A 19,700-nucleotide genomic window follows, 5' to 3' on the forward strand; every position below is an offset into this window, starting at 1 on the left:
GAAAGTAGGTTAGAAGACATGTCTGTCATCTCGTCTAGGGACGAGACGGGTTCGAGTCCCGTCCAGACCGCCTAAGTTGTTAAAAGCCTTTCTTAACGGAAAGGCTTTTTTTGTTTTTATAATTAACCGTAAAGAGCGCAAAGATTTAAGCGATCCCGATAGCTATCGGGAGCAAAGTTTTTTACTCAGTTTGTTTTGTCATTTCGACGAAGGAGAAATCTTCACAAGAAACTCTACAAAGATTGGCGATATTTTGTACGGAGCTACTCGCGGAGATTTCTCCTTCGTCGAAATGACAAACTGTGTAGCGATTTGAATTTTAATTTCTATTTCTTCAGTATCTTTATAATACGAAATCATCGTATCATTTAAATGGAACAATCAACCTTTAAAGTAGACAAATATTACATCAAGAAAGTAGATGCCGATAAAAAAAGCATTTATTGCCATCATGATATAATGGGCGAATTGTTTGTTCCATGGCATAAACACGAAAAAGCACAAATGTTATATGCCGAAGGCGATGTGGTTTTTGTGACAACCGAAACAAAATCTTATTTTTTGCCTGCAAGACATTTTATCTGGATTCCGGCTGGATTGGAGCACAGTATTGAACCAAAATCGGAACATGTGATGATGCGAAATTTATATTTTCCGGTTGAAAAAAATGAGGATCAATTCTACAAAAGAGAAGGCATTTATCCGGTTAATAATTTGCTGCTCCAAATGATGATGTTTACCAATCAATGGAATGGAGATTTAAAAAAAGGTTCTCCGAGTTTTACAATTGCAAAAGCAATAAAGGCGATTCTACCTCAAATTTGCACTAATAATTTACCTTTAGAATTACCACAGCCAAAAGACAAACGACTCTGGAAAATTTTGCGTTATGTGGAGAATAATCTTGGTGAAACAATTCTGTTTGTTGATGTTGCACATGAATTTGGTTTCAGCGAACGCTCTTTGTATCGCTTGTTTCAAAAAGATCTTAAAATGTCATTTATTCAATATTATACTATTCGAAGAATCCTCAAAGCGATTGAACTTCTGCTAGAAAGAAAACTTTCGGTAAAAGAGGTAGCTCAAGAAGTTGGTTATAATAGTGTTCCGACTTTCAGTAATACTTTTTTCAAGATTTTAGGACAAAGACCTTCCGATTACTTAAATGGGGAAGAGATCTTGGAACGAAAATGATTTATTTTTCTCTCGCAGATTTAGAAAATCAAGCAGATAATTAATGTGTTAAATAAAATCTGCACAATCTGCGAGAGAATTGAAAAAATAATCACAATCCAAATATATTTTGTAATAAATTGTTTTTCAGTGTTTTAATATAACGTTTTCGAAAAATTTGATTTTAACATTTGTCCGAAATGAATATGTTATTGACTTTTTAGAATCATCCGCCAAGAAAAAAATGAAGGAACTTTGCACCATAAAATATTTATGTATTCATGTTCCTTACAAATTTAAAAGAAGATTGTTTCCCCAGAAGCTTGTGGATATTGTTAGTTGTATTGACATTCAGTAGTTTACAAGCGCAAGAGATTCACACAGTTTCTTTACAAGAAGCGATGAAACTGGCGAAGGAAAACAACAAAAAAGTACTTAAATCTCAACTGGAGATTAGGCTCGCTGAGCAAAACATCAAAGAAAGAAAAGAACTTAGATTACCGGATGTAGAACTAAACGGCATGTATTCGAGAATTACCAACATTACCGAATTTAAAGGAAATGGTTTCTTGAATGGAAAAGAAGTTACGAAAGCAATTCCTGAAATTTACGAGGTGAATTCGACTTTTAAAATGCCAATTTACACTGGAAACAAGATTAACAACGCGATTAAAATTGCAAATCAGGAAAACGAAATTGCGAAAATTAAATCGGAAAAAACAGAAAATGATATTGAACTGGAAGTAGTAGCAAATTATCTGGCGATTTATAAAATGATGGAACTTCAGAAAATTTTTGAAGAAAACATCAAAGAAGAAAAAAGCCGATTAAAAGAAGTACAATCGCTACAAAAACACGGGACAGTAACTAAAAACGAAGTTATTCGTGCCGAATTACAACTTTCAGACCGCGAGCTTAACGCGCTTACAAATTCCAAAAATATAAAAATAGCGCTTCACGATTTGAAGACTTTGATTCAGCTTCCGGAAAATGACGAAATCGCGATTGATACAACGTCAAGTTTAGACGAAATGAACGGTTTGGATCCGTATGATTTTTATATGAATAAAGCCTTGCAAAACGAAGAAATGCGAATTGCAAGCCAGGAATTGAATATCAGCAAAATGGAACTGAAATTGGTAAAAGGAAACTATCTGCCAAGTGTTCACTTCTTCGGGAACTATGGTTTTTATTATCCAAACTATAAATTCTTTCCGCCAAATCCGTATTTGTACACTTTAGGCCAGGTTGGAATTGAAGCTTCTTTTGATCTTTCTTCTTTGTATAAAAACAAAACCAAGACGGATCAGGCCAATACCAAAATCAAATGGCAGGAAATGCAATCTGAAATCATAAAAGAGGAGATTCAGGATCAACTTTACAAAGAACATACACAGTATCAGGAAATCCTTGAGAAGTTTGTGGTCGTTGACAAAGCTTTGGATTTAGCTGAAGAAAACTACCGAATCGTAAAACTGAAATACTTAAACCAATTGGTTTTAATTACCGAAATGGTCGATGCCGATAATGCTTTGCTTCAGGCGAAATACAACAAAATCTCTACCCATTTGGATGCGGTTTTGAAACATTATGAGTTGCTTCATACGGCTGGTATAATGCCTCAGAGTTAGGAGTTAGAAGAAAGAGACAAGAAGCAAGAAGCACGAAGAAAGAGGCAAGAAGCAAGAAGAAAGAAGCAAGAAGCAAGAAGAAAGAAGCAAGAGACAAGAGTAAAGAATATAGATGGATTTTCAGTTCCGAAGGAACGGTTCATATTGTAGCGCCGTCCCGATAGCTATCGGGATCAATCCGGTGGAGAATTAGGAAAAACTAAGATTAAAGAGATAAAGAAGATATGGTCAAGATAAAAAATGAAACTAGAAGAAATAGAACGTTTCATATATTAATAACAATTATTGCATGTACGCTGGTGATAAGCGGGGTCATTTTGGGAATTTGGTTTTATGTGTTTAACCGAAATCACGAAGAAACCAATGATGCTCAGGTTGAGCAATACGTAACTCCGATTATGTCGAGAATTACGGGTTATGTGCAGGAAGTTCGTTTTGACGAAAACCAGTTTGTGCATAAAGGGGATACTTTGGTCGTGATCGATAATAGAGAATATAAATCCAAATTGAATGCGGCTTTGGCCGATGTTCAGAACGCAAAACAAAATAGTGTTGTGGCCGAGAAAAATGTAATTAATACAGCAAGTGCAACGGCAATTAATGAATCGCAATTAGACGCTGCAAAGTCGAATCTTTGGAAAACAAAATTAGAGTACGAAAGATATAAAGCTTTGGTGAAAGAAGAAGCAGCAACTTCTCAGCAGTTAGAAAAAGTCCGCGCCGATTACGAATCGGCACAAGCGCATTTTTCGGAAATGAAAAACAGAATTCATTCGGCTACTTTGAGTACTTCTGTTGCCGAAGCAAATGTTCCGACTACACAAACGAATATTGCTTCGAAACAAGCTGTTGCTGATAATGCTGCATTGTTTCTTTCGTATACAGTAATTACGGCGCCTTACGATGGCTGGGTTGGAAAACGAACTTTACAACCAGGACAAATGGTGAAAGAAGGACAATCTTTGCTTTCTATCGTGAGTAGAGAAAAATGGATTACAGCCAATTTTAAAGAAACACAATTACAATATTTAACAGTTGGTCAAGAAGTTGAAATCAAAGCCGATGCAGTAAACGACAAAGTTTTTGTGGGAACAATTGCTTCGTTATCGCCTGCAAGTGGTGCTAGATTTTCATTGCTCCCGCCAGATAATGCGACAGGAAACTTCGTGAAAATTGAACAAAGAATTCCGGTTCGAATTCAGTTAAAAGAACAAGACAAACAAACCGATTTTTTAAGAGCAGGAATGAATATTACAGTAGTTGCTGCGCACAAATAAAATGGAAGATAAAAGTATATTTAAATCCTGGGTGCCAAAATGGGCGATCATTATTATTTTGTTCGTTTGTCTTTTGCATTCCATGATTTTATTGGGAGTTTATACGTCTAACGTAACGTATGCGGCAAGTTTTCTGGATATTGAGCCTGAAGATTTGCAGTTTGCGATGTGCGTAACGTACGGAACTTTACTGGCTACAATTTTGATAGAAAGCCGATTTTCAAGTTTTTTCCCTGCAAAAAATTACCTGATGGCGGTTTATTCCTTAATCGGAATTACGATTGTTTCATCGGCGTATATTACCAGTTTTCCTGTTTTTTTATTGATGAGAGTTGCCGAAGGAATTCTGATGGCACTTCCTGTAATCACAATCAGACAATTGCTTATCGAGCAGTTCAATACTAAAAATGCCATTATTATTGGATTTTCATTTTACTACGGCGCGCTGTTGTTGTCTACGCCGTTTATTATGAATATTGCCGTTTGGTTTCTCGATCATTATGACTGGAAATACATGTTGTATGTTTCGGGCGGACTTCAGGTTTTAAACGTCTTTTTAATCTTAGTTACTTTCAGAGGGCACCGAATCACAAAGAAAATTCCGTTGTATCAAATCGACTGGATGAGTTATTTTTTGGTTTTAATTTCAATTCTTTGCGGTGCCTATTTTTTTGTTTATGCAGAGAAAAAATATTGGCTGCAGTCTTCTGAAATGGTTTTAATATTGATGATTTCGCTTATCACGGGAGGATTATTCATCTTTAAAGAACGTTTGGTAAAAAGACCAAGTTTTAATTTTGAAGTTCTAAAATATGCCAATCTTAGAATTGGATTTTTATTGTTTTTCCTTTTCTATATCAGTAGAGCAACGTTGAGTCTTTGTCATTCGGCGATGTTTTCCATTTGGAATTGGGATCCGTCGCGTGTTGCAGGCGTGCAGTACATAAACGGACTAGGAAATGCAATCGGACTAGTTCTGGCTGCTTTTTTCTTGATGAAATCTGTTTCGACTAAAATTATTTTCATGATTGGTTTTACGCTTATTGCTATTTTCCACTTTTGGTTTACGTTTCTTTTTGTGCCAGATGTTGCGCTAAGCGATATTATCATTCCCTATATTTTGCAAGGAATCGGTGTAGGGTTTTTATTTGTTCCGCTCATCTTATTTACCACATCATCGGTTCCGGCAAATATGGCGGTTTCTTCAGGAATTGTAGGCGTTTCGGGGCGTTTTTGGGGAAGTACAATTGGTTTTTGTGTAATGCAGAATGCAATGGTATTTTTAAACAAAAAGCACTTTTTGAAACTAAGTCAATTCGTAACAGGCGAGAATTCAGAAGCGCAGCAAACTCTTGCTTCAACAACTCAAAGTTTTATTGCCAAAGGTTATTCAGCAGATGATGCGAATGTTTTAGCCATGAAAAAGATTTTCGGAACCGTTGCTAAACAATCAACATTATTGGCTGATATGGAAATTTATACGATTGTAGGTTATGGTTTGTTGGTTTTGATTATTCTGATTGCCTGTAATCGGCATTTAAGACAAACGATGACTTTGGTGAAAAGTAAGATTTGGATTGGTTGAGTTTTTTTGTTTCAGGTTTAAAGTTTCAAGTTTTCTTCCGCATTTTATGTCATTTCGACGAAGGAGAAATCTTCGCGAGAAGCTCTACAAAGATTGGCTTTTCGTTACGGAGTTACTTGCGAAGATTTCTCCTTCGTCGAAATGACAAACAATACTTGTAATTATTGCAGTAAACCACGCTTATCAGTATCTTGCAACCATAAAAAAAATAAAATAAATATATGAGCCAGCAATGTGTAATTTTTGATATGGACGGCGTTATTTGCCATACTAATCCCGACCATGCAAAAGCTTTTCAAGCATTCTTTGACAAATACCAGATTCCTCATTCAGAGAAAGAATTTGAAGAGCATATGTACGGAAAACATAACGGATATATCATGACACATTTCTTCAAACGTCCCATTACAGGAGAAGAATTGACCAAACTTGAAGATGAAAAAGAAGCGATGTTCCGTGAGATTTATAAAGACAAAGTCGAAACGATTCCGCATTATTTAACGTTTTTAAACGAGCTAAAATCCCGCGGATTTAAAACAGCCGTTGGAACATCTGCTCCACGCGCTAATTTGGATTTGATTGCGAATGCTTTGAAACTAGGTGAAAAAATGAATTCGATGATGTCAAGCGAAGACGTTACGTTTCATAAACCAAATCCGGAAGTTTATCTCAAATCGGCTGAGCGTGTTGGAGTTTCACCGTCGGATTGTGTGGTTTTCGAAGATTCTTTTTCGGGCGTTACAGCAGGATTAAATGCAGGAATGAAGGTTGTTGGCGTTTTGAGTTCACATACTAAAGAGCAGCTTCCACCATGTGATTTTTATATCAATGATTATAGTGAAGTGAATGTGGATAAAATAATGGAGCTTTTGGGTAAAAAGTGATTAATATTTTAGACTTTGTGCCTTTGCGAGAGATTCATAAGTGTTTGAAAGATATGCTTTAAAATTAATCTCGCAAATACGCAAAGGCACAGGGTTTTTTATGTGGATTTATTTCTTCAATTTCAAATACTTTCTCGGAACGCTTAGAAATTCCTGATAACAAGTATTACTTGGGCAATTGTCATTTAATACAGAATGTTCAGCAATTCTGATTGTTACATTTCCATCTCCTTCATCGATTCCGCTGAAAGTTTCGCCAGCTTTAAAGGTTCTATCCTGAATTCCAACTACGCCACCAACCGTTATTCGAGTTGTATATGGAATAATGAATTCAAAATTTCCTTCTGCACGCGTATTTTCTTCTGAAGAACAAGCCAAGATTCCTAAAGTCAGAATCAAGAAACAAATCAATTTTTTCATAACAATCTTTTTTAAGTAGATGTTTGAATATCAAAATGGTTGCGTCGAATTAAGAAGATTTTTTTTAATATTATTTCGAGATGTTTTTTATCGTAATATTCCTGAAATCAATTGGTGAGTGTTCATAGTTTAAAGAAATTTTGCCTTCTGTCGAAGAAGCTTCTGTGCACTCATTTACCAATTTCCCGTTTAGGTATTGTTTAATTTTGCCATTGAAAGATTTAATAACAACAATATTCCATTCGCCGTACGGATTCTCGTTTTCTAAAAACTTTGGAGAAACCACACTTGCGCCGGCTTCAACTAATTTTCCGTTTACTTTTGCTGTTACCTGATCCAAAAATATAAAATCGCCAGTAGTTTTTTCTTTTATTTGAAACTGAATTCCTTTTGGCCAGATTTTATCAGAAGCGTCTAACGGAATATTGTACATCACGCCGCTGTTTTTCACGCCCTTCATTTTGTATTTTTCGTCAAGATTCCATCTGTACTCAAGTTCAAGCTCAAAGTTTTTATAACTTTTTTTGGTCATCAAACAGCTTGGATCTTCTCCGTGCATACGAATCGTTCCATCTGTAAATTCATATACTTGTGAAGGTTCTTGTTGTGCTGTATTTGTTTTGGTAAAAGCATACCAATCCTCCGTTACCAAGACTTTTCGCTGAACCATACATGAATTTAGAATAAAAAGAAGAGCAAGAGCTAAAGTTGTTTTTTTGAACATGATTATAAGTTTGAAACGAAATTGATTCGTTTGGTTGACGATTTCTAAAAAGTAAAAATAATTATATCGGATAATATAAAAACATGAAGTTCCGGTTTTTTTGTTTTGAAAATTATAAAAAGTTCCAAAGGAACGAAACATATTGTAGGGATGGATTTTAATCCATCTTCGCAATCAGAATCGCCATTTTTGTCATTCCGAGGTACGAGGAATCTTCAAGATTTTATAAATTAGTTTTTGATTTTCAATTTTCAATATTTAAATATTCAATAGCTAATTGACTATTAACATATAGATTCGATTTTAAAGCATATAATCTTCCAATTCCTAATTCTTTATTTTCTATTTGTCTATATTCTTTTATACTTGACAAAGAATTGGCTTTTAAATTTTCGAGGCATTTAACTAAATGGGTTTTGTTTATTGTGTTTAAATTTTCACGATTTATTATTCCGCATAATATGCGGTTTTTGTATCTCTCTACTGATGGAGATAAAAATTTTATTTCGTTACCAAATAAAATTTCCATTTCTTCTTTGCCCAATAGTAAAAAACCAAGATCATTTGGTAGTTCTCCAACTGGCAGTTCGATGTCCTCTATTATTGCAAGATAACCATTTGAAGACAGTGCTTTTTTTACTTTTGACAAACTCTCTTTCCAGTGTTTAATATGTACTTCGTGAAGAACATTTACCATTATAATTAGATCATATGAATTATCAGGTATTTTTTTTAAATCATTAACAATTGAAGTTGCTCCTTTAGATAATACTAAGTCATTAAATGATTGGTCAACATCGAAGCAGTCATAAATTTCAATTCTGTTCCAAGAATCTTCATTTTCTTTGATACGGTCGATAAGCCTTCCTTTGCCTGAACCGAAATCTAAAAGGCGAATATTGTTTTTTTCAAGAATTAATTTTTGAAAGACTTCTAATTGCGGATCATTTTTATTCGCTGATTCAAATACTTCAGGATCCTCAAAGCATTGCCCCATGAAATTTGTCATGGCCCAAGATGGGGTGGATACTAGAAATTCAACAATTTTATTGTAATGTTCTTCGAAACCCATTAAGTCCTCGATAGCATTGTAAGGTACGGAAGAAGATGGAGTCAAAAGTTTATTATCCCTTACTAAAAAAATTGATCCATAGTCTAAATTTGCTACAATTGACAATGAGTGTGTAGCAATTATTATTTGCCCGCTATCACCAACTAAATTCTCCAAACTTTGAATAAGTTTTATTTGAGCTTTTGGGTGAAGATTCAGTTCGGGTTCATCGATAATGATTATTGATTCTTTAAATTTTACTCTAGGATTTGTGCTAAGCAAAAAGAGTAGAAGCGCATATGTGAATAATACTTTTTCGCCGTCCGAGAAATCATCAAAGTTAAATTCTCTATCATTTATTGTCCAATAACCGGTTGTTTTAATATTGACATGATCATCATGTTCACTAACATCTGATGTTTTTGCATGCCATTTTAAATCTTTATCTAAAAAATCATTTATTAAAGTTTTTAAAAGACTAAAACGTTGAAAAGAAACTCTAGCTTTAAATTTCTTTTCGTCACCTTTGCAGTCAATCTCATCAAAAGCTAATTTATGTGGAAGTCGCTGTAAAAAACTCAAAGAGCTTTCGGCTATAAGGTTAAATTCGTTTACTTCAACGTTCTCTATAGTTGAATCAATAATGTCTTGAAATGAAGCTTTGTCTTTTTTTTCAAAACTAGATTGGAGTTTTCGTAAGTCATTTGGATTAATAACTTTTAAGCGTTTAGAAATTTCATTTTTAATTGTTAATGAATGGTTCTCAAGTTGATTTAATTCTGAATTTCTAGAAAGTTGACTGTATTTTTGGGAGGCTAAAATAAAGCGGGATTTGGCAACAGGATCTATCTGATTATTGTTGTAAAGTATTTGAGATATGTTATACTCCTTTATTATATCAAATTTTGCTTTTTGTTTTTTGTATAGTGCATGCATTTCGAGAAATGATTGAGGAACGGAATCAAATCTATGTTCAAAATCTGTAGTTACATCAGCTTCTAATAAATAATTTTCAATAGCTTTAAGATATCTACTTTTTCCAGCTCCATTTTTTCCTACTAATGCAATTGTTGAATTAAATTTAGTAGAATAAAATTCACCAAGCCCAGATTTTTCTACATCGGATAGTTTTAGCTCTAATATTTTTAATTTCATTTTGAATATTGTGTTTGAGAAAAAAAAGTCTTAATTTTTTAATATTATTCTCAAAAGTAAAAATAGAAAAGATAGATGTGGATATTGTAGTAAATTCTTTATCAACAACTTTAACAACAAAAAGATGAAATATAGTAAAAACAAAAAAGCTCCTGAAAATCTTCAGAAGCTTTGTTTAAGTGCGGATAATAGGACTCGAACCTACACGCCTTGCGGCACCAGATCCTAAGTCTGGCACGTCTACCAATTTCGCCATATCCGCGGTAATTGTGGGTGCAAAGATAAGCATACTTTCGAATATTCAAAGAAAAATTTCAAAAAAATTATTAATTCTCTTTTTTGTACTTTTGGGTTTCTATAAAAATAATTTAAATGGAAAATATTAAGTCCTACGTTCAACAACATAAAGATCGGTTTATCAATGAATTGATCGAATTATTAAAGATTCCGTCGGTAAGTGCTGACACTGCATATTCTCAAGATGTTATTGACACAGCAGAGGCTGTAAAAGAAAGTTTATCAAAAGCAGGATGCGATTATGTCGAAACTTGCGACACTCCAGGTTACCCAATTATCTACGGAGAGAAAATAATAGATCCAAATCTTCCAACGGTTTTAGTTTACGGACACTACGATGTTCAACCGCCAGATCCATTAGAATTATGGACTTCACCACCTTTTGAACCTGTTATCAAAACTACAGAAATTCATCCAGAAGGTGCCATTTTCGCGCGTGGAGCGTGTGACGACAAAGGTCAGATGTACATGCACGTAAAAGCGCTTGAATTAATGGTGCAAAGCAATACTTTGCCTTGTAACGTAAAATTCATGATCGAAGGCGAGGAAGAAGTAGGTTCTGCAAGTTTGGCTTGGTTCGTAGAACGCAATCAGGAAAAACTGAAAAACGACGTGATTTTGATTTCTGATACCGGAATGATTTCAAACCAACAACCATCAATCACAACAGGTTTAAGAGGTTTAAGTTATGTTGAGGTAGAAGTTACAGGTCCAAACCGCGATTTGCATTCAGGTTTATACGGAGGAGCAGTAGCGAATCCAATTAATATTTTGGCAAAAATGATTGCTTCGCTTCACGACGAAGACAATCATATTACAATTCCGGGATTCTATGATAAAGTTCAGGAATTATCTGCAGAAGAAAGAGCCGAAATGGCAAAAGCGCCTTTCAGCTTAGAAAAATATAAAAAAGCTTTAGACATTGCTGATGTTTACGGCGAAAAAGGTTATGTAACAAATGAACGTAATTCTATCCGTCCGACATTAGATGTAAACGGAATTTGGGGCGGTTATACTGGCGAAGGAGCAAAAACAGTTATTGCGAGTAAAGCTTTTGCTAAAATCTCAATGCGTTTGGTTCCGAATCAGGATTGGGAAGAGATTACAGAATTGTTTACAAAACATTTTACAAGTATCGCTCCAGCCGGAGTTACAGTAAAAGTAACGCCGCACCATGGTGGACAAGGTTATGTAACGCCAATTGACAGCATCGGATATCAGGCAGCAAATAAAGCGTATACAGAAACGTTTGGAGTTCCTGCAATTCCGGTTCGCTCAGGAGGAAGTATTCCAATTGTAGCTTTGTTCGAAAAAGAATTAAAAAGCAAAACAATCCTAATGGGATTTGGTTTAGACAGCGATGCCATTCACTCGCCAAACGAACATTTCGGAATCTTTAATTACTTGAAAGGAATTGAAACTATTCCATTGTTTTACAAGTATTTTGTGGAGCTTTCTAAGTAATTTTAGATTTTAGATATTAGATTTTAGATTTTTTTTAATCTTTATTTTATATAAAATCCGTTCAGAAATGGGCGGATTTTTTTTGGGCGTTCCCTTCGGTCGGGCTTTCCGCTATATCTTTTATTCCGTTCCACTACATAAAAGGATACCGCCTCAATCCCTAACGCTTAGGAATACTATTGAATATTTAGAATTTCGAGTTTTTGATTTCTTTCAGGATGCTTAATGTTTTAAGATCGAAGGCAATACCTTCGAATTAATTTAGTATTTTTATAAGGAAATAACTAAAAAAAATACCGCTATGATCTCAAAATTTAATTCGGTTTCCAAGATAAAAATAGTTTTGTGTTTTGCTTTTATTTTGTTTTATAATTTCAGAACTATTGCGCAAGAAGCAAAACCCCAAGCAGGTTATTATCAAACAGCAGATTTGACCGAAAAGCCAACTTATCCTGGTGGTATGCCAGAGTTTTATAAATTTGCAGGTCATTTTTACAAAGTGCCATCAACGCCAACAGGAATTGTGTTAAAAGGAACCATAAAGGTTACTTTTATAGTGCAAAAAGACGGTTCACTAACCGATATGAAAGTCGTCAAAGATCTTGGCTACGGTACTGGTGAAGAAGCTTTAAGAGTATTAAGGTTGTCCCAAAAATGGATACCTGGCAAACTAAACGGCAAAGTGGTAGCTGCTGAATTTCATCTTCCAATTTCTATTCAAGAACCTGATAAACAATAGTAAAATTTTAATTGAATAAAAATTTTGCTACAAAAGTTGCACGTTTGATTTTTATTTCTACATTTGTAGAGTAACATCTATAAATGTAGAAACAATTTAAAATATGAAACATCTTCTTTTGTTATTTTTTTGTGGATTTATGCTTTTGAGTTGCAAGAGCAAACCAGTCAATCAGAAAATTGATCATAAAAAGGAAGGTGTTTGGATTGATAATTATGTACAAGACGGAACGACTTATAAATCGTATGAATATTACAAACACGATGTTCCAGTAAAAAAATGGAAATCGTACATCAATGGAAAAATCTACAAAACAGAGAAATATAAAAACGGAATTTGTATTGTAAAAAGTTATTACGAAAACGGAAAACTAGAATCAAAAGGAAAAACAAAATTAGAAACCAATTCGGTTGAAACACATTGGTTTTATTTTGGAGAATGGAAATTCTATTCGGATAAAGGAAAATTGAAAAACATCAAAAATTACAATAAAGGCGAATTAATCTCGGAAAAAAATATCAAATAAACTGCTCACATTCAACCATGAAAAAAATAATTGCTTTTAGTTTTATTGCCTTGATTTGCCTTTCCGCGAAAGCGCAAACTTATGAAGAATGGATTCGCAAAGGAGATTCTTGCTATGGAAAGGAAAACTATAAAATGTCTGTTGCATTTTATGAGAAAGCTTTTAAAATTGAGCATAAATCTGCGAAAAATTTCTATAATGCAGGTTGTTCTGCATCGATGGCAAAAGAGAATAAAAAGGCATTTAAATGGTTGAATCTGGCCATTGACAATGGATTTCAAAACATGGATGAACTTCAAGTTGAAAGGGATTTAATGGCGTTGCATTCAGAAAAAGAATGGGAAAAAACAATTGAGAAACTGAAAAAGAAATTAGAGATTATTGGAACAAATTACGATAAGGTACTGGAAAAAGAACTTTCGGAAATTTATATCGAAGATCAGGAAATTCGTGGAGAGTTTATGAATGTTTACAAATCCTCAAAACCTGATAAGAAGAAAATTGACAGTATTGGCAAAATTATGCTAAGAAAGGACAGTATTAATCTTATCAAGGTTATGAAAATACTCGACCAAAGAGGATGGTTAGGAAAAAATGTTGTTGGTGTTCAGGGAAATAAGACTTTGTTTTTGGTTATTCAGCATTCTCCTTTAAAATACCAGCAAAAGTATTTACCAATGCTGAGACAGGCAGTTAAAAATGGCAATGCAAGCCCAATAAATCTGGCGTATTTGGAAGATAGAGTAGCTTTAAGAGAAGGAAGGCATCAAATTTACGGAAGTCAAACAGCAAAGAATAGGATAACTAATAAATGGCATGTATCACCTTTAATAGATCCAGATAATGTAGATAAGAGGCGCGCTGAGGTTGGACTTGGACCTATAGCTGATTATGCAGCAAAAATGAATATCGAATGGAATGTGGAGGCTTATAAAAAAGAATTGCCTGAATTAGAGAAACTTGAAAATATTAAAGAATAAAGAATAAAGAATAAAGAATAAAGAATAAAGAATAAAGAATAAAGAATAAAGAATAAAGAATAAAGAATAGATTTTATTCTTCAGAAAAAAAATAAACAAGAGAGAAAGCCTTAGAAACTTAGTGTCTCAGAACCTTAGAACCTTAAAAAATGCAATTATCAAACTCAGAAGAACAATTAATGGAACATCTTTGGAAACTTGAAAAAGCTTTTATGAAAGATTTACTTGAAGCGTATCCAGAGCCAAAGCCGGCAACAACAACTGTTGCAACGCTTTTGAAACGAATGATCGATAAAAAATTTGTTGCTTACAATGAATTCGGGAATTCGAGAGAATATTATCCTTTGGTGAAGAAAACAGATTATTTTTCGAAACACGTAAAAGGACTAATTAACAATTTCTTCAATAATTCGGCATCACAATTTGCTTCGTTTTTTACAACTGAAACTAATTTGAGCGCTTCAGAATTAGAAGATCTTAAGAAAATAATCGACTCGGAAATTCAAAAAAAGAAAAAATGATAGACTTTCTTATAAAATCAACGATTAGCTTAAGTATTCTTTTGGTAGTGTATCATTTATTCTTGCAAAAAGAAAAAATGTTTCGCTTCAACAGGTACTTTTTATTAGTTGGTTTATTTTTTTCAATAGGAGTGTCTTTTGTATCTTTTGAAATTCAACAAGATATTCCTATTGCATTAAAGAATGCAATTCCGTTTCAGGCTATAACGACGGGCACTTTTCCGATTGAAGAAAAAGTGACAAGTAAAAGTATAGCAGAACAAATTAATTATTGGATTGTTCTTTTATGGATCATTTACATTGCTATTACTTTATTATTAAGCTATCGATTTATTCAAAATATTTATGCCATTACGTCTAAGATTAAAGTATCTAAAATCGTAATGTATCAAAACATACGAATGGTTTTACTTGCAGAAGAAACGTTGCCTTACTCTTTTTGGAATTCCATTTACATCAATCAAAAAGATTTTGAAAATGGATTAGTTGAACAAGAATTGTTTACGCATAAAATTGCACATGTAAAGCAAAAACATACTCTTGATGTGATTTTTATAGAAATTTTGAAAACGTTGTTTTGGTTCAATCCTATTTTTATTTTTTACAAAAAAGCCATTCAGCTTAATCATGAATTTTTGGCAGATGAAAATGTAATAAAGGCCCATAATGATGTTTGTTTATATCAAAAGCTTTTGCTCAATAAATTAAGTACTTCGCAGCCCGTTTATCTAACTAGTAATTTAAATTTTTTATCAACAAAAAAACGACTTATCATGATGACAAAAATCACTTCAAAAACAAGAGTTTTAGTAATGAAATCTTTAGCTATTTCAGGCATTTTGACACTATTTTTATTATTTGCTTTCAAGCCTCCATTACCATTGGGCAACAAAAAGACCATAGTAATTGATGCAGGACATGGCGGGGAAGATGTTGGAGCACAAATAGGTGCCGAGCAAGAAAAGAAAATTGTGGAAAAAATTGCCAAAAAAATAAGTGCACTGAATAGCAAAGATGAAATTGAAATTATTTTGCTTAGAAACGACGATAGTTTTGTGCAATTAAGTGAAAGAGTATCGAAAATAAACAAGATAAACCCAAGTTTGGTAATTTCTTTACATGTAAATAGTTCAAAAAATTTGAATGAGAATGGAGTAAATGCATATGTTTCAAAACAAAATGCGTTTTACGAAAAATCAAAGGAGAATGCTGAAAATTTAGTTGATAAACTCTCAAATGAAAAACTTGCCAGAGGAGAGGTTAAAGATGCAAACTATTATGTGCTTAAAAACTCAAAATGTCCTGCATTATTAGTAGAAATTGGCTATTTAACAAATGAAAATGACAGAAATTATCTGGTTAGCGAAAATGGACAAAATGAAATTGCAAATAAAATAGTTGAATTCATAAAATTATAAACGTCTTCCAGGACACGCTATTGCTATCGAATTGGGCAATTAAATATTTCTCTTATTTGGAAATCAGTTAATGAATGGATTTTAAACTTCAAAAAAAGAAAAAATGACAGACTTTCTTATAAAATCAACCGTGGCTTTAAGTGCCTTTCTTGTCTTTTATCATTTGGTATTAGAAAGAGAGAAAATGCATCAGTTCAATAGATTCTATCTGCTGTTTTCAATCGTAATTTCATTAATTATTCCATTTGTTTCATTCGAAATTATCAAAGAAATCCCGGTAAATTTTACAAGTCAGCTTGTTGTTAATCAGCCAATAATTCAGATGAAAACTGTTGTCGAGGAGACCAATTATAAATTGATTTTTTTGTGGAGCTTATATGCGTTAGTGACTTTAATATTGGCGCTGAGATTTGGAATAAATATTAAAAAATTCAAGTCTAAAATTAGCAGTAATCCTTCAGTAGATTTTAAGAATTCAAAATTGGTTTTGGTAGAAGAAAAAATCCTGCCGCATACTTTCCTGAATTACATTTTTATCAACGCTGATGACTATAAAAACCAAAATATTGAAGCCGAATTATACATGCATGAGTTGGTTCATGTAACGCAAAAACACACACTAGATATTTTGTTTGTGGAGTTTTTAAAAACCGTTTTTTGGTTTAATCCAATCTTTTTATTTTATAAAAAAGCAATACAACTTAATCATGAATTTCTTGCCGATCAGGAAATTGTGAAAACTTATAATGATGTTCCATTTTATCAAAATCTGCTTTTAAATAAGGCAAATGGAAGTCAAACGATTTACTTGGCCAGTAATTTGAATTATTTAGTAACAAAAAAACGATTAATTATGATGAAAAAAAGAACATCAAAAAATACAGCGTTTCTAAAAAAAATTGCTGCCTTGCCCGTTGTTATTGGTTTAGCGTTTCTCTTGTGTGTAGAAACTATTGCGCAGGAAACTAAATTAGGTGTTGAAAAGAAATATTCTGAATTAACAGAACAGGAGAAAAAGCTTGTTCCGTCTGCACCATCTCTTGCTAAAAAATCTCCGGATTCAAAGGAATATGAGGGTTATGATAAAGCGTATGGTAAAAATCAATTGCGAGATGCTGGAAGCATGACAATAATGGCTAGTGAAGACACGCGTAAAAGTAAAATCCAAAAAACGCCAGAAAAACAAAATACGGTAACGGTAAACGAAATCGATAAACAACCAGAATTTCCAGGAGGAATATTGGAGTTCTACAAATTTGTTGGGAAAAATTTTAAAGTACCAGCAGAAGCGGATGCAAATAAAATTAAAGGGAAAGTAGATATGAAATTTATGATAGAAACAGATGGTTCGCTTTCAGAATTTAAGAGAATCAAAGATTTAGGGTATGGAATAGCCGATGAGGCAATCCGTGTTTTAAAACTTTCTCCAAAATGGAATCCAGGAATTCAAAATGGACAGCCAGTTCGTGTGCTTTATACTTTGCCAATAACAATTCAATCGGAAAAGTAAATTTTTAGGTTCAGAGGGACCAAAGTTACAAAGGGACGAAGAAACAAAGTGACAAAGGTTTTGATTAGACTCCAGCTTTAGCTGGAGTTTTTTTTGGTGTTTGACATTGGCTTTAGCCAAATTTTAAGATCAGGTATAAAAGAAAGAAAACCTTTGTCCCTTTGAACCTTTGTTACTTTGTCCCTTCAAAAAAAAATCCGCTTCTTTGCATCATAGAAGCGGATAAAATAAACTAAAAAAAAATTCTAAAAAATAAAATCAAAAAACTAGACTAAAACAAGTCTGGGTTGTATCCAAAATAAGGTACAGTTTGTTCGTTAAAAATAACACCGTACTCTTCTAATTCTTTTAAAATGGGTTGGTAAACTTCTTTTTTAATTGGGAGTTGAACGCCTGGAGTTGTGATTTTTCCGTTCAATATCAATAATGTTGCCATCGCAACCGGAAGTCCAACTGTTTTTGCCATTGCGGTGTAAGTTTGGTCGTCGCCAATGCAAACCATTTTTGAATCGATTTGTTTTTTCTCGCCGTTTAGTTCGTAGCCAAATTTATGATACATGACAATCATGTCTTTATCTTCAGTTTCCAATGTCCAACTGTCCGTTAAGATTTTTTCTAAAATTTGAGCCGGAGTTGCATTTGGAAGATTCACTTTTTTATTGGGGTTGAATAAATCCAGTTCCAAAAGTTTATCCCACATAATATCGTCCTGATCAATTTTCAGAATGAATCTTGTTTTGATTTCGACAGAATCCGTTGGATGATAAGGCAAAAACGAATTTATAAATTGACGGTAACTCATGTTTTCAGAATCTTCGATAACATAACTGTCATCCGTCATTCCGAGTTGAACAAACATATTCCAGGCTTTTGAAAAACCAACTCTTCGAATTGTTCCTCTATATAAAGTCAGGACATCATCAAGTCCATAAACCGATCTGTATTTAAGCGAATCTCTATTTGAATAGGCTTCAAATTTCCCATAACCTTCAACCTCGAGAAATTCAGTTCTGCGGAATAAGGCACTGTACGGGATGTATTTATAAGTGCCCTCCTGAATAAATTTAGCCGCACCGCCTTGTCCAGCTAAAACCACATTTCTTGGTGCCCAGGTAAATTTATAATTCCATAAATTATTGTCAGATTCAGGTGCTACAAGTCCACCGCAGAAAGATTCAAACAAAAGCATTTTTCCGCCTTTTGACCGGATTTCATCAATTACTTTCATGGCGCTCATATGATCAATTCCCGGATCAAGACCAATTTCATTCATGAAAATCAAATTGTTTTTCTTTGCTTCTTCGTCAAGTGCCTGCATGGCGTCACTTATATAAGATGCAGTAACAAGATGTTTTTTGAAATGAAGGCAATCTTTGGCAATTTCAATATGTAAATGTGCAGGAAGCATCGAGATAACGATCGAAGCTTTTTCAATCGCTAATTTTCTTTCTTCAGCATTAAAAATATCTAAAGCAATTGGAGTTGCATTTGGGTGCTTTTGTGTCTTTTTTTCGGCCAAAGCCAAAGACAAGTCCGCTACAATTAAATGAAGATTTTCACTTTCAGATTTTGAAAGTAAATAACGGATAAGCGATGATGCTGAACGGCCAGCTCCGAAAATTAAAATGCTTCTCATGTTTTAAATATATAACACAAATATATTAAAATGTTATAATTATAACAATTGAAACTAAAATAAAATGTAAATTTTTTTTGAAATGAGTTAAAAGATAGGTTTTTCGGTTATTGAGTTATATTTAAGAAAAATGGAATCTCTTTTTAAAATTGTATTAAGTATTTTTGCATAGTAATTAGAAAACAAAAACATGAAAAGAAGAATAGTTTTGACGGGAGCTTTTATCGGAATGTTGGCTATTATTTTAGGCGCTTTTGGAGCTCATTTATTAAAAAAATATTTATCTGTAGAAGAACTAAATACTTTTGAAGTTGGAGTTCGTTATCAAATGTATCATGCTTTCTTTTTGTTTTTTATTTCGACGAGAAAAGATATTGCCGAAAAAACCTTAAAAACAATTTACAATTTGGTTGTTGGCGGCGTACTTCTTTTTAGTGGTTCGATTTATTTATTGGCTACAAAAAACTTCACTTTATTCGATTTTAAATTTATAGGATTCGCAACACCTTTAGGTGGAATGCTATTAATTTTCGCTTGGTTGACCTTATTTGTTACTATTTTGAGGCAAAAATCATAAAATCCCGAATAAAAAATTCTATCTAAAAATTAATATTTAATTTTGTCTCATAAATAACATATAATCTTGTTTGTGTGAATTTATTTTGTTTTTTACTTTAAAAAGAAAAAAATATAACAAATTCGCTCAATA

The 19,700-nt window shown here is 33.3% G+C and carries 17 protein-coding genes and 1 tRNA gene; 13 read left to right on the forward strand and 5 right to left on the reverse strand.

All coding sequences use genetic code 11. The annotated features are described in order from the left end of the window. Positions 1-372: 372 nt before the first annotated feature. From ACWA1B_RS04020 to ACWA1B_RS04040, 5 genes are all read left to right on the forward strand, one after another. Positions 373-1,194 (forward strand): helix-turn-helix transcriptional regulator, encoded by an 822-nt coding sequence (locus ACWA1B_RS04020; RefSeq protein ID WP_456904563.1) that lies wholly within the window; start codon positions 373-375, stop codon positions 1,192-1,194. A gap of 260 nt (positions 1,195-1,454) precedes the next feature. Next, positions 1,455-2,804 carry a TolC family protein gene (locus ACWA1B_RS04025; protein WP_456904564.1) on the forward strand — a complete coding sequence of 450 codons (1,350 nt, stop codon included), beginning with the start codon at positions 1,455-1,457 and terminating at the stop codon, positions 2,802-2,804. Between the two features lie 224 nt (positions 2,805-3,028). Then, the gene (locus ACWA1B_RS04030) at positions 3,029-4,081 is read left to right on the forward strand and encodes an HlyD family secretion protein (protein WP_456904565.1); all 1,053 of its coding nucleotides are present in this window, start codon (positions 3,029-3,031) and stop codon (positions 4,079-4,081) included. Between the two features lies 1 nt (position 4,082). Beyond that, complete coding sequence (locus ACWA1B_RS04035; RefSeq protein WP_456904566.1) at positions 4,083-5,666, forward strand: MFS transporter; 1,584 nt, start codon at positions 4,083-4,085, stop codon at positions 5,664-5,666. 221 nt (positions 5,667-5,887) lie between these two features. Continuing rightward, positions 5,888-6,550 (forward strand): HAD family hydrolase, encoded by a 663-nt coding sequence (locus tag ACWA1B_RS04040; RefSeq protein ID WP_456904567.1) that lies wholly within the window; start codon positions 5,888-5,890, stop codon positions 6,548-6,550. Between the two features lie 108 nt (positions 6,551-6,658). Here the strand turns inward: ACWA1B_RS04040 and ACWA1B_RS04045 are convergent, their stop codons facing one another. From ACWA1B_RS04045 to ACWA1B_RS04060, 4 genes are all read right to left on the reverse strand, one after another. Continuing rightward, positions 6,659-6,970 carry a hypothetical protein gene (locus ACWA1B_RS04045; protein WP_456904568.1) on the reverse strand — a complete coding sequence of 104 codons (312 nt, stop codon included), beginning with the start codon at positions 6,968-6,970 and terminating at the stop codon, positions 6,659-6,661. 70 nt (positions 6,971-7,040) lie between these two features. After that, the gene (locus ACWA1B_RS04050; protein WP_456904569.1) at positions 7,041-7,694 is read right to left on the reverse strand and encodes a 3-keto-disaccharide hydrolase; all 654 of its coding nucleotides are present in this window, start codon (positions 7,692-7,694) and stop codon (positions 7,041-7,043) included. A 244-nt stretch (positions 7,695-7,938) separates the two neighbouring features. Next, positions 7,939-9,900 (reverse strand): AAA family ATPase, encoded by a 1,962-nt coding sequence (locus tag ACWA1B_RS04055; protein ID WP_456904570.1) that lies wholly within the window; start codon positions 9,898-9,900, stop codon positions 7,939-7,941. Between the two features lie 180 nt (positions 9,901-10,080). After that, a tRNA-Leu gene (locus ACWA1B_RS04060) sits at positions 10,081-10,162 on the reverse strand. A gap of 110 nt (positions 10,163-10,272) precedes the next feature. On the opposite strand from ACWA1B_RS04060, the gene ACWA1B_RS04065 reads away from it, so the two are divergent. From ACWA1B_RS04065 to ACWA1B_RS04095, 7 genes are all read left to right on the forward strand, one after another. Continuing rightward, on the forward strand, positions 10,273-11,661 hold the full coding sequence (locus tag ACWA1B_RS04065) for a dipeptidase (RefSeq protein ID WP_456904571.1): 1,389 nt from the start codon (positions 10,273-10,275) through the stop codon (positions 11,659-11,661). A 301-nt stretch (positions 11,662-11,962) separates the two neighbouring features. Then, positions 11,963-12,400, forward strand: coding sequence for an energy transducer TonB (locus ACWA1B_RS04070; RefSeq protein WP_456904572.1), 438 nt, complete (start codon positions 11,963-11,965; stop codon positions 12,398-12,400). Between the two features lie 103 nt (positions 12,401-12,503). Next, complete coding sequence (locus tag ACWA1B_RS04075) at positions 12,504-12,926, forward strand: toxin-antitoxin system YwqK family antitoxin (protein WP_456904573.1); 423 nt, start codon at positions 12,504-12,506, stop codon at positions 12,924-12,926. Between the two features lie 17 nt (positions 12,927-12,943). Next, the gene (locus ACWA1B_RS04080; RefSeq protein WP_456904574.1) at positions 12,944-13,906 is read left to right on the forward strand and encodes a DUF6624 domain-containing protein; all 963 of its coding nucleotides are present in this window, start codon (positions 12,944-12,946) and stop codon (positions 13,904-13,906) included. 149 nt (positions 13,907-14,055) lie between these two features. Continuing rightward, the gene (locus tag ACWA1B_RS04085) at positions 14,056-14,427 is read left to right on the forward strand and encodes a BlaI/MecI/CopY family transcriptional regulator (RefSeq protein WP_456904575.1); all 372 of its coding nucleotides are present in this window, start codon (positions 14,056-14,058) and stop codon (positions 14,425-14,427) included. Further along, entirely contained in the window at positions 14,424-15,845 is a 1,422-nt protein-coding gene (locus ACWA1B_RS04090; RefSeq protein WP_456904576.1) for an N-acetylmuramoyl-L-alanine amidase, read from the forward strand. The genes ACWA1B_RS04085 and ACWA1B_RS04090 overlap by 4 nt, the downstream gene beginning before the upstream one ends. 103 nt (positions 15,846-15,948) lie before the next feature. Continuing rightward, entirely contained in the window at positions 15,949-17,355 is a 1,407-nt protein-coding gene (locus ACWA1B_RS04095; protein ID WP_456904577.1) for an energy transducer TonB, read from the forward strand. A gap of 271 nt (positions 17,356-17,626) precedes the next feature. On the opposite strand, the gene ACWA1B_RS04100 is transcribed toward ACWA1B_RS04095, so the two are convergent. Next, positions 17,627-18,991 (reverse strand): saccharopine dehydrogenase family protein, encoded by a 1,365-nt coding sequence (locus ACWA1B_RS04100; protein WP_456904578.1) that lies wholly within the window; start codon positions 18,989-18,991, stop codon positions 17,627-17,629. Positions 18,992-19,181: 190 nt separating this feature from the next. Here ACWA1B_RS04100 and ACWA1B_RS04105 point away from each other — a divergent pair, with 190 nt between their 5' ends. After that, positions 19,182-19,568 (forward strand): DUF423 domain-containing protein, encoded by a 387-nt coding sequence (locus ACWA1B_RS04105; RefSeq protein ID WP_456904579.1) that lies wholly within the window; start codon positions 19,182-19,184, stop codon positions 19,566-19,568. Positions 19,569-19,700 lie beyond the last annotated feature (132 nt).

It is taken from the genome of Flavobacterium xizangense, assembly GCF_054075145.1.